The sequence below is a fragment of the Pseudomonas sp. UC 17F4 genome (assembly GCF_900101695.1).
In the GTDB taxonomy this organism is placed as follows: Bacteria; Pseudomonadota; Gammaproteobacteria; order Pseudomonadales; family Pseudomonadaceae; genus Aquipseudomonas.
Genome location: NZ_FNKV01000001.1, coordinates 80209 through 91792 on the forward strand (window position 1 = coordinate 80209; position 11584 = coordinate 91792).

Here is an 11584-nt window from a genome sequence, read left to right on the forward strand (position 1 = left end):
CTCTTGCATTGCAGCCCCTTAAATTTCAGAGTTGCAAGCTACGCAAAAGGCAGCACTGGCTGCTTTTTCTTGTAGCTTGCAGCTTGCAGCTTCTCCGAAGGAGCCTTCATGAATATTCTGATTATCGGTAGCGGCGGTCGTGAACACGCCCTGGCCTGGAAAGTCGCTCAGGACCCACGGGTCGAAAAAGTCTTCGTTGCCCCGGGCAACGCTGGCACCGCCACTGAAGCCAAGTGCGAGAACGTCGACATCGACGTCAGCGCTTTGGAGCAACTGGCCGATTTCGCCGAAAAAAATGTCGCCCTGACCATCGTCGGCCCTGAGGGCCCGCTGGTTGCCGGTGTCGTCGACCTGTTCCGCAGCCGCGGCCTGGACTGCTTTGGTCCAACCAAGGGCGCGGCCCAGCTGGAAGGTTCCAAGGCCTTCACCAAGGACTTCCTGGCGCGCCACAAGATCCCGACTGCCGACTACCAGAACTTCACCGAGATCGAGCCGGCCCTGGCCTACCTGCGGGAAAAAGGCGCACCGATCGTGATCAAGGCCGACGGCCTGGCCGCCGGTAAAGGCGTGATCGTCGCCATGACCCTGGGCGAGGCCGAAGACGCCGTACGCGACATGCTCGCCGGCAACGCCTTTGGTGACGCAGGTTCGCGCGTGGTAATCGAAGAGTTCCTCGACGGCGAGGAAGCCAGCTTCATCGTCATGGTCGACGGCCACAACGTGCTGCCAATGGCTACCAGCCAGGACCACAAGCGCGTCGGCGACGGCGACACCGGCCCCAACACCGGCGGCATGGGCGCCTACTCGCCAGCGCCAGTGGTCACCGCCGACGTGCACCAGCGCGTCATGGACCAGGTGATCTGGCCGACCGTGCGCGGCATGGCCGAGGAAGGCAACGTCTACACCGGCTTCCTCTATGCCGGCCTGATGATCGATAAAGCCGGTAACCCGAAAGTCATCGAGTTCAACTGCCGCTTCGGCGACCCGGAAACCCAGCCGGTCATGCTGCGCCTGGAGTCGAGCCTGGTGCTGCTGATCGAAGCCGCTTTCGCCAAGGCCCTGGACAAGGTCGAAGCGCAGTGGGATCCGCGTCCGAGCCTGGGCGTGGTGCTGGCTGCTGGCGGCTACCCTGGCGACTACAGCAAAGGCGCGGTCATCCACGGCCTGGATGCTGCAGCGCAGATTGAAGGCAAGGTGTTCCACGCCGGTACCGCGCTCAAGGACGGCCAGGTAGTTGCCACTGGCGGCCGCGTACTGTGCGCCACCGCCATGGGCAGCAGCGTCGAGTCGGCCCAGCAACAAGCCTACCGCCTGGCAGCCGAGATCAACTGGGATGGCAGCTTCTACCGCAAGGACATCGGCTACCGTGCCATTGCCCGCGAACGCGGTGAACACCAGGAGTAAACCGGTGCCTGGTGGCAGCGGCGCGACGAGCGCCCTGCCCCCGGCTCGTCGACAGGGCCCGCCATGGGCCTTGCCTTCGGCTTGGCGCGCCGCGCATAGTTACCATCCGGCATTTGGCTAAGAAAGGATTTCGTCTTGCGTTGGCTCAGGATTGCCATTGGTCTTACTGTCAGCTTGCTGACCCTGCTCTGCCTGTTCCCGGCCGTGGCCGAACAGGGCAGTGGTTGGGCGGTATTGCTTGACGACCAGGCCAGCCTGCAATTGAGCGATGTACGTTCCGAACGCTACCGCAACCAGTTCAGCCCCCTCGAACTCAACGAACTCAACGCTGCCACGCCCGACCAGGCGTTGTGGCTGCACTATCGGCTGGAACCCGGACAGCAAGAAAAACTGCTGCGAGTGTTCGCCCCCGACCTGTCACGGCTGGACCTCTACGCCCTGCAAGGCGACCGGCTGATCAAGCAGATCCACAACGGTCGCCAGAGCGACAGCGGCGACCCTTACCTGCGCAGCAGCGACCATGTCCTGGCCCTGCCCAACAGCACGCAACCGCTGGATGTGTACCTGCGCCTGGTGTCGGAACACCAGCTGCGTCCGGCCATCAGCCTCGAGCCTGCCGCCCAGGCCGCCGCCGACCAGCGCCAGCCGCTGTTCTTCGGCCTGTTGTTCGGCTGCCTGCTGATGCTGATGCTGCACAACCTGATCCGCTTCGCTTACTCACGCTCCAGTACCAGCCTGGCCCTGGCGGTCTACCACGCGCTGATGCTGCTCAGCGCACTGATTCTGCTCAACCTCAGCGGCCCCTGGTGGAGCCTCTGGCATTCGGCACAAACACCGGCGGCCTACCTTACTGCCCTGCTGGCATCGCTGGCCGGCCTGACCTTTACCCTGCGCTTCTTCACGCCTTGCGAGCAACCGCGCCTGAGCCGTCTGCTGCAGGGCGAGATGCTGCTGATCGCGCTGTGCGGCCTGTTGCTGTTGTTCGTCGATACCTTGCCGCTGAACCTGATGACCTATGCGCTGATGGCCGTCGGTAGCCTGAGCATGCTGCTGGTGGCCAGCTACCACTGGTACAAGGGGTATGCCCCGGCGCGGCTGTTCGCCCTGGCCATGCTGGCGTTCAACATCGGTTGCCTGGTGGTGTTGCCGGCCCTGCTCGGCCTGACCCGCACGCCGACCCAATGGCTGCTGTTCATTCTCCTCGGGCTCACCAGTTTCAGCGGCCTGCTGCTCAACCTGGCCGTCAGCGAGCGCTTGCGGCGCATCAGCGAAGAGCGCTTCAGCGCCAGCCGCGAACTGGCCGCCAGCAACGCCGAGATCAACGCCAAGGCCGAGTTCCTGGCCAAGATCAGTCACGAAATCCGCACGCCCATGAACGGCGTGCTGGGCATGACCGAGCTGCTGCTCGGCACCCCGCTGTCGGTCAAGCAACGCGACTACGTGCAGACCATCCACAGCGCCGGCAACGAGCTGCTGACCCTGATCAACGAGATTCTCGACATCTCCAAGCTCGAATCCGGGCAGATCGAGCTGGATGACGTGCAGTTCGACCTCAATGCCCTGATCGAGGATTGCCTGAGTATCTTCCGGGCCAAGGCCGAGCAGCAAAACATCGAACTGATCAGCTTCACCCAGCCGCAGGTACCGCGGGTCATCAGTGGCGATCCGACGCGTCTGCGCCAGGCCTTGCTGAGCCTTTTGGAAAACGCCCTGAAGAAAACCGACCAGGGCGAGATCCTGCTGGTGGTCGCCCTCGACCAGCGCGGCGACAGCCCGCGCCTGCGCATTGCCGTGCAGGACAGCGGCGAACCGATCCCGCCGGGCGAGCGCGAAGCGCTGCTGCAGGCAGAGCTGCACAGCAAGCACTTCCTCTCCAGCAACAAGCTCGGCGGCCACCTGGGGCTGGTCATCGCCAAGCAACTGATCACTCTGATGCAGGGCGAGTTCGGCATCAAGACCAGCCACAACATGGGCAACACCCTGTGGATGACCCTGCCGCTCGACCCGCACCGCCTCGAACAGCCACCCACCGACCTCGACGGCCCGCTGCGCGGCGCCCGGGTGCTGGTGGTGGACGACAACGACACCTGCCGCAAGGTCCTGGTCCAGCAGTGCAGCGCCTGGGGCATGAACGTCAGCGCCGTGCCGTCGGGCAAGGAAGCCCTGGCCCTGTTGCGCACCAAGGCGCACCTGCGCGATTACTTCGATGCGGTGCTGCTCGATCAGAACATGCCGGGCATGACCGGCATGCAACTGGCGGCGAAGATCAAGGAAGACCCTAGCCTGAACCACGACATCCTGCTGGTGATGCTCACCGGTATCAGCAACGCGCCAAGCAAGGTCATCGCCCGCAATGCCGGGGTCAAGCGCATCCTTGCCAAGCCGGTGGCCGGCTACACCCTCAAGACCACCCTGGCCGAAGAGCTGTCCCAGCGCAGCAAGGGCCAGCCGAGTATCCCGGTGCAGACCGGGCTGTCGGCGCCACTGAACCTGCCCAGCGATTTCCGCATCCTGGTGGCCGAGGACAACAACATCTCGACCAAGGTGATCCGTGGCATGCTCGGCAAGTTGAGCCTGGAGCCGGACACCGCCAGCAATGGCGAGGAAGCCCTGCAGGCGATGAAGGCCAACCATTACGACCTGGTGTTGATGGACTGCGAAATGCCAGTGCTCGATGGCTTCTCGGCCACCCAGCAACTGCGCATCTGGGAAGTCAGCAACCAGCGCCGGCGCACACCGGTGGTGGCCCTGACCGCGCACATCCTCGCCGAGCACAAGGAACGCGCACGCCTGGCCGGCATGGACGGGCACATGTCCAAACCGGTGGAACTGTCGCAGTTGCGCGAGCTGATCGAGCATTGGGTGGCGCATCGCGAAGCCGAATCAAGTCAGATTCCAACCCCGTAATTCGCATACACTTGCTCCACATCACCCTTGCCGCGAGCCTCGACCATGCTCCATGAGTTGTTCAGCGTCTACCTGAAAATGCTCGTGCTCTACAGCCCGTTCTTCGTGCTCTCGTGCTTTATCAGCCTGACCCGCGGCTACTCCAGCAAGGAGCGCAAGCAACTGGCCTGGCGCGTGGCAATCGCCGTGCTGATCGCCAGCGTATTGCTATACCTGTTCGGCAGGGTGATCTTCGGCATATTCGGCATCACCGTGGATGCATTTCGCATCGGTGCCGGCAGCGTGCTGTTCATTTCCGCGCTGGGCATGGCCCAGGGCAAGTCGGCGGTGCAGACCGACAACGTGCAGCAGGATGTAACCATCGTGCCGCTGACCATCCCCCTGACCGTCGGCCCTGGCACCATCGGTGCACTGCTGGTAATGGGGATTGGCCAGCCGCACTGGGACGACAAGCTGCTGGCCATCGTCAGTATTGCCATGGCCAGCTTCACCGTCGGCCTGGTGTTGTACCTGTCGAACCGTATCGAGCGGATTCTCGGCGACCAGGGCCTGCAGATTGTCAGCCGTTTGATGGGGTTGTTTGTCTGCGCCCTGGCGGCGCAGATCATCTTTACCGGAATCAAGGGTTACCTGGTGCCCTAAAGCTCCAGTTCAAGGATTTCCCGCAGGGCGATAGTCGCCAGGCTCCGCTCCACCTTGCTTCTGAACTGTTGATCGAACAGACGGGTGTTAAAGCGCACCAGCTCGGCCCTGACCTGCTGGTGCCGGCGTTTACGAAACAGAAAGCCGGCGGTGATTTGCGATTGCTCAAGCTCTTCGTAATACAGCACCATATCCACCGAGCCATTTCGGCCCGGCGCACACGGCAACAACTGAAACACGCCCTGCTCACGCGTACGCCGCTCAAACTGTACCAAGGCCCTGGCGTCCTGCTTGAGCCCCCGCATGGCCAATTCCGTCGAACTTGCATATTGGCTGCCGGCGACGGCCGAGATGGCCTTTAGCGCGCTATCGACAACATCCGAGCGCTCGTTGCCCGGCCAATGGACCTCGCTAGGCGGCACCGCGTCCCAGCCGTAGAACTTCAGTTTGTTCTTGTAATAGCTGAACCAGTCCTGAACCTGGCCCTGCTCGTGGACAAAGCGCGTTTCCTGCTCGGCCTGCAGTATTGCCAGCTGTACCGAGCTGCGCTGCCCCGGCGACAAGCCGGGCATGAACGACATCAGGCTTGCGCCCACTACGGCTACCTGTTGTTCACTCATGGATGCCTCCTGGCAGATTCCTGGTCAACGAAGGATGCTCTTGTTGCTTACGCTCGATCAAAGCTCGCAACTGAACACGCTGCGGCTCGTACTGCTGACCATCCAGATGCGCCACCAGCCCTTTGACCAACACCTCCCCCTGAAACCCCTTGGCAAGCAACGGCCCCTCGATACTGACCTGCTCTACCGGCTCCGACGCATGCAAGGCGATGCTGCACAGGCTGATGACAGGCCCTGGATGAACCAGGCCAATCTCAAGGGCAATACGCGTGCCACACTCGCGCCCCTCGAAAGTGAAGCCGCGAAATTCATCCAGGCTGCTCTGCGTGCCTTTGAGCCTGCCCAAAGCCGCTTCAATGATGCCGTCCGCCGTCTCGTACTGGCTGTCCAGCCACAGGCGCAACGGCTGAATGGGCGCCAGCAACGAGCCGGCGCTTGCAGACTGCGTATCGTGGTAGAACTGGGTGATGATCCACCCCCGCGCCGAGAGTTCCTTTCGGTAACTTCCAAACCAGGCTTGATAGTGCTCGAAGCGCGACCCGGCCAGCTTGTTGGCCCGTAACTGCGAATACAGCAGCGAGTCGAGCACCGCCTGGCGCTGGGCAGGCGCCACTTGCGGGGCAATCAACAGCAAGGTGCCGCCCGCCGTGCATACCGAATAGTCATCCGTTTCCATGGTCTTTGCTCCTGCAAAGGCAGGATGGCCCGCCTGACGAGCCATCCCGAACAATCAGATCTCGTAGTCCAGTACGTTATTGATGCTGCGCTCGCCGAGTTTCTCTTCAATGGCGGCGCGTACGCGCTCATACACTGACTTGTTGAACGACAGTGCTGCAGAGCCGGTGTAGAACTCGGCAGAGCTGCTGTTCCATTCCAGAACGAAGACATCCAGGTCCTTGGCAGAGGCGTCCGAATGTAGGCAGCTCATGGCCAGGACCACTTCACCCTCAGAGGTTTCGATACAGGAGGCCAGACCGATGGTGGCGGTTTTTTTGTTTTTGACGTTGCGATCAAACAGCTTCTGCGCCTGCTCAACCTGCCCCAGCTTCGCCAGCGCATCGCCAGTCAGCTTGTTCAGCGCCACACCGACGGGGCCGCCCATCACCGCAGTACCTATCGCGCCCAACGCTTTGGAGGCGACGGCACCGACAGTCAACGTCTTGGAGGAAGTAAATTCGCGCTCATAGCTACGACGTGCGGTGACCCAGCCGCAGTCCTGCAGAACTTTAAGAAACTGCTTGAACCAGGCTTCACCCTGGCCTTCCTGGTCATACAGCTTGCTGGCCACCAGCGATGCGAACTGGTAAGAGTTTTTCACGTCGGTGCGGCTTTGCACGGACATGCCGGCACCAAACGCCATCAGCGATTGTTCCAGAACTGCAGCGGTATTGGTGCTCAGAATTTCGGCGGTGTCGTTCATCTCGAATAGTCCTTTTCATGAAGCCCCGGTCGCTATCGACGGGGGGCTTCACGCTATTCGAGACGGCCGCTTCAATCAGGATCGAAAGCCTTCCACGGCAGCATCAATGCTGCCGTGGATACCAACGCGGGGTATAGACCCACTGACCACCGTCTGCGCGGGCAAACTCGCAGGTCGTCGAGGATCCGACCAGCACCATGGTGCGCATATCGACCATGTCCGTTTGCAGCTCACCGAGACTGACCACCCTCAGTGTCTGACCCGGCCTACCGATGTCGCGGCCAAGGACTACAGGAGTCAGCTCGGCTCGATGCTGGCGGACAATTTCCAGGGCCCGCCCGAGCTGCCACGGCCGCGAGCGCGAGATCGGGTTGTAGAAGGCCAGCGCCAGGTCGGCCTGGCAGGCCAGGTCCAGGCGCTTCTCGATGATCGACCAGGGCTTGAGGTTGTCCGACAGCGACAGCACACAGAAGTCATGGCCCAAGGGAGCGCCGGCCTGCGCTGCAGTTGCCAGGGAAGCGGAAACGCCGGGCAGCATTTCCAGCTCCACTGCGTGCCAATCCGGATCGTTCGACTCGTGCAGCGCTTCGAGCACCGCCGCGGCCATGGCGAACACACCAGGGTCGCCCGAAGACACCACCACTACCGAACGCCCTTGCGCCGCCAGCTCGAAGGCATGCCGGGCACGCTGCATCTCTTCGCGGTTGTCGGTGCAATGCAGCACCTGATCGGCACGGAACGGCCCGGCCATGCGCACATAGGTTTCATAGCCGAGTATGTCGTTGGCCCGCGCCAGCTCCGCCTTGACCGCCGGCACCATCAGGTCGGCAGCGCCAGGCCCGAGGCCGATCACCGCCAGGCGCCCGCGGGCGCGGCCGATCTGCTGCGGATCGATCGGCTGGTTCGAGACCACGATGGCCAGGCCATCGCTCACCGACTGCGGTGGCAGCAATTGCGGCAGTGCCTGAGCAGCCAGGGCGCTGGCATCACCAGCGCCTGGGGCAAAGCGCAGGGCCACACCCAGCTCGGCAGCAGCCGCGTGCAGGGCCGGGTTGGCCATGTGCGGCTCTGCGGCCAGCAGGCAAGCCAGCGCCGGCTCGGCAATGCGCGCCGCCTGCAGGGCATCGCGAATGGCCTGGGCCAGTTCCGGCAGCACTTCGCTGACCGCGACCATGACACAACGCGGGTAGATCACCAGCTCATTGGCCGAGGCTGCACGGGCATCACAACCAACATGAATCGCCAGGTGCGCCTGCTCGCTTTGCGGCAGCTGCGCCTGTTCAAGCCAGGGCGCAGCGCCGTCGATACGCACGCTTTCGCCGGCCAGCAGGTCGGAGACGAAACGCTTGCCCAGCTCAAGGTCGGCCAGGGCATAACCGCTGGGCGGGTTGAGCAGGCAGGTACCGAAACGCAGCTCGCCACTGGTGGTGATCGCCGCCGCCACGCCCAGGCCGGCGCCGATTTCCCGGGCCATGCGATTGACCCCGCCGAGCCCGCCGAGCAGCGGCACCACAGCGCTGCCATCCTCGGCCACCGCCAGCACCGGCGGCTCGGCGCCCTTCTCCAGCAACAGGCCGGCCAGGGTGCGGATGATGATACCGGCAGCGCACAGGGCGATGATCGGCGTGTCTTGCTGATAGAGCTGGCGCACGGTGGCGCCGAATTCCTGGTAACTGCGGTCGGCGCCTTCGACCCGGCCCTCAAGGCCATGGATCAATGCGTCCGGGTACAACTGCTGGATCTTGCGGGCAGTGGCCAGGCTGCCGTTGCCAAGGATGACAATGGCCGGGGCTTTACGGGTCATCAACCTTGCCACCTTTCACCGGGCACGATGATCAGCGAGAAGTACGGCGAGGACTGCGGATCGACCTGGTCCAGGGCGACGATCTTCTGGTTGGCCATGGTTGCCCGCTCCACATACAGGGCACGCTCGGCCAGGCCGAGCTCGGCCAGCACATCGCGAACCTTGGGGAAGTTACGCCCAAGTTTCATGATCACCGCGGCATCGGCATCGGCCAGGCGGCGCTTGAGTTCGTCATACGGCAGCACGCCGGAGAGTACCGACAGGCTCTGGTTGCGATACACCAGCGGCGCACCGAGCACAGAGGCGCCGCCGAGCATCGAGCAGACCCCCGGGATCACTTGCGCATCGTAGCGCTCGGCGAGGCGGTCGTGCAGGTACATGTAGGAGCCGTAGAAGAACGGATCGCCTTCGCAGATCACCGCCACATCGCGGCCGGCATCCAGGTGCGCGGCAACCTCAAGGCTGGCGGCATCGTAAAAGTCGCTGATGACCTGTTCATAAGACAACGGCGCCGGCAGCACCTCGGTGGTCACCGGGTACACCAGCGGCAGCAAGGTCTGGGCTTCCTGCAGATGGCTTTCGATGATGCCGAAGGCGTTGCCGCGCTTGCCCTTGGCGACAAAGTAGGCCACCACCGGCGACTCGCGCAGCAAACGCAGCGCCTTGACGGTAATCAGTTCTGGATCGCCGGGGCCAACGCCCAGGCCCAGCAAACGTCCACGAGCCTGCATCATTCGACCTCCGTGGCCAGGGCATTGACCGCGGCGGCGGCCATGGCGCTGCCGCCCAGGCGCCCTTGCATGATCACGAACGGCACGCCACGGCTGTCGGCAGCGAGCATCGCCTTGGACTCGGCGGCGCCAACAAAGCCCACCGGGAAGCCGAGAATCAACGCCGGTTTAGGCGCGCCAGCGTCGAGCATTTCCAGCAGGTAGAACAGCGCAGTCGGCGCGTTGCCGATAACTACCACGCTGCCTTCCAGGTGCGGCCGCCACAGCTCCAGGGCCACCGCCGAGCGGGTGTTGCCCAGCTCGCGGGCAAGTTCCGGCACCTGCTCGTCGCGCAGGGTGCAGATCACCGAGTTGTTGGCTGGCAGGCGTGCACGGGTAATACCCTCGGACACCATCCGCGCATCGCAGAGGATCGGCGCGCCGGCGGCCAGGGCATCACGCCCGGCCTTGCCGGCACCCGGGGAGAACTGCAGGCCATCGATTGCATCGACCATGCCGCAGGCGTGTATCACGCGGACCGCAAGCTTTTCCAGATCGGCCGGGATGCGATCGAGCCGGGCTTCCTCTCGAATGATCGCGAAGGAATTGCGATAGATCTCCTGACCATCGCGGATGTAATCAATCATCAAGGGTGCTCCGTGAGCAGGCGTCTAGCAGTGCGCCGGCTTCTTTTAGTGTGAGGTTGCGTGCGCGCAGGCGGCCGAAGCCAGGCTCGGTTGCGTCACGCAGGTACAAGTCGTAGTGGCCGGGGCTTTGCGCCAGCAAGGTGGCGGGCGCCACGTGGGCCATGGCGCACGAGCGCAGGCAGCCGCTCAAGTGCACGCTGGCCGGTGCTCCGGGTGCCAGCATGGTGGCCAGCAGGCGCGCATCGCCCTTGGTTTCGGCCTGGCCTTTGGCGCAGCCGGCGCAACCGGTGCAGGCGACCAGGCGCGCCAGTCGATCATGGGTCGAGACCAGCAGCCCCAATCGGGCCAGGCCGTCGACCACTTGCCCGGCATGATGGTGGCCAATGTTGGGCAGCAGCACGCCCTGCCAAGGGGTCATGCGCAAGGTGCCGTCGCCCTGCTCCCGTGCCAGCCGGGCCGCAGCGCGCAGCATCGAAGGGTTCAGACGCCCCAGGGGCGCTGCCGAACCGACGGCGCTCAGGCCGTGTTGCAGCTGTGGATAAATCCCCAGATAGCCCGCCGTTACCGGCGAGCGACGCCACTGGCAAACCGCCGCATCCGCCCGCACCGGCAAAACCAGCCCGGCGATAAACGCCTCGGGCGTATGTTCGCTGAGCAACTGGCGCATCCGCGTCTGCTCTGGCCGGGCCAGATCGAGAAAGCGCTTGAGTACCGCCAGTACCAGTTCGTGCCCGCGTGTCAGGGGTACAGCACCCAACGGCGCATCCGCGGCCGGGCAACCGGCAAGGCCGAATGCCAGCCACAGTTCGTCGTCAAGCTTCAGCGGGCTGAGCCACAGGTCATGGGGGTGTTCAAGCATCGCCAGGGCCTCGCCGCCATCCAGCTGCACGGCGAACTTGGCCGAGAGCTGATGAAAACGCGGGGTGGTTTCCAGCGACTGCAGCACCTGCTGCGCCAAAGGCCGGGTATCGAACAGCATCTGCCGATCAAGGCCGGCGACGGGGCTGAGCATCAGGTTGCGCACATCGTCGCCGGCGGCCTCGCGCGGGCCCAGGCCTGCGGCCAGCAGCCCTTCGATCAGCCCGGCGTGGTCGCCGCCGATGCCGCGAATCTGCAGGTTGCCACGGTTGGTGACTTCGATTTCACCACCGGCATAACGCTCGGCCGCAGCGGCCACGGCCTCGGCCTGAGCCGCCGTCAGCGCCCCGCCGGCCAGCTTGATCCGGCAGATGCCGCCGTCCAGCGCCTGGACGATGCGCCACAACCCCGGACAGGCCGAGGGACGCAGCGAAGCTTGGGGCTGGTGGGCCGATACAGGCTGGTTCAAAAGGTCACCCGGCAATCGTGAAAAGGCACTTCAGTGTAGAAGGCGCGGTATTATGCCTGCTTTGTCCGAAGGCATGAAAAGCCTGCCGGTCGGATTGCGTTGA

At 63.8% G+C, this 11584-nt stretch carries 10 protein-coding genes; 3 read left to right on the plus strand and 7 right to left on the minus strand.

What is annotated here, in order from left to right:
• Positions 1-108: 108 nt before the first annotated feature.
• The 3 genes from purD (at position 109) to BLR26_RS00360 (ending at position 4953) form a co-directional block, all read left to right on the plus strand.
• Positions 109-1404 carry a phosphoribosylamine--glycine ligase gene (gene purD / locus BLR26_RS00350; RefSeq protein WP_045196997.1) on the plus strand — a complete coding sequence of 432 codons (1296 nt, stop codon included), beginning with the start codon at positions 109-111 and terminating at the stop codon, positions 1402-1404.
• 135 nt (positions 1405-1539) lie between these two features.
• On the plus strand, positions 1540-4311 hold the full coding sequence (locus BLR26_RS00355) for a hybrid sensor histidine kinase/response regulator (protein WP_045196995.1): 2772 nt from the start codon (positions 1540-1542) through the stop codon (positions 4309-4311).
• A 45-nt stretch (positions 4312-4356) separates the two neighbouring features.
• Positions 4357-4953 (plus strand): MarC family protein, encoded by a 597-nt coding sequence (locus tag BLR26_RS00360; protein WP_093376541.1) that lies wholly within the window; start codon positions 4357-4359, stop codon positions 4951-4953.
• Here the strand turns inward: BLR26_RS00360 and BLR26_RS00365 are convergent.
• From BLR26_RS00365 to cobG, 7 genes are all read right to left on the minus strand, one after another.
• Entirely contained in the window at positions 4950-5573 is a 624-nt protein-coding gene (locus BLR26_RS00365) for a hypothetical protein (protein ID WP_093376545.1), read from the minus strand. The genes BLR26_RS00360 and BLR26_RS00365 overlap by 4 nt on opposite strands.
• The gene (locus BLR26_RS00370) at positions 5566-6249 is read right to left on the minus strand and encodes a hypothetical protein (protein ID WP_093376550.1); all 684 of its coding nucleotides are present in this window, start codon (positions 6247-6249) and stop codon (positions 5566-5568) included. Before BLR26_RS00370 ends, BLR26_RS00365 begins: the two co-directional genes overlap by 8 nt.
• Positions 6250-6303: 54 nt before the next feature.
• Positions 6304-6993: a hypothetical protein gene (locus BLR26_RS00375; RefSeq protein WP_093376554.1), complete on the minus strand. Its 690-nt coding sequence runs from the start codon at positions 6991-6993 to the stop codon at positions 6304-6306.
• A gap of 103 nt (positions 6994-7096) precedes the next feature.
• Positions 7097-8797 carry a precorrin-3B C(17)-methyltransferase gene (cobJ, locus tag BLR26_RS00380; protein ID WP_093376558.1) on the minus strand — a complete coding sequence of 567 codons (1701 nt, stop codon included), beginning with the start codon at positions 8795-8797 and terminating at the stop codon, positions 7097-7099.
• Positions 8797-9528 (minus strand): precorrin-2 C(20)-methyltransferase, encoded by a 732-nt coding sequence (locus tag BLR26_RS00385; RefSeq protein ID WP_093387173.1) that lies wholly within the window; start codon positions 9526-9528, stop codon positions 8797-8799. The genes cobJ and BLR26_RS00385 overlap by 1 nt, the downstream gene beginning before the upstream one ends.
• Positions 9528-10154 (minus strand): precorrin-8X methylmutase, encoded by a 627-nt coding sequence (locus BLR26_RS00390; RefSeq protein ID WP_093376563.1) that lies wholly within the window; start codon positions 10152-10154, stop codon positions 9528-9530. Before BLR26_RS00390 ends, BLR26_RS00385 begins: the two co-directional genes overlap by 1 nt.
• Positions 10147-11481: a precorrin-3B synthase gene (gene cobG / locus BLR26_RS00395; RefSeq protein ID WP_283817167.1), complete on the minus strand. Its 1335-nt coding sequence runs from the start codon at positions 11479-11481 to the stop codon at positions 10147-10149. Before cobG ends, BLR26_RS00390 begins: the two co-directional genes overlap by 8 nt.
• Between the last annotated feature and the right edge of the window lie 103 nt (positions 11482-11584).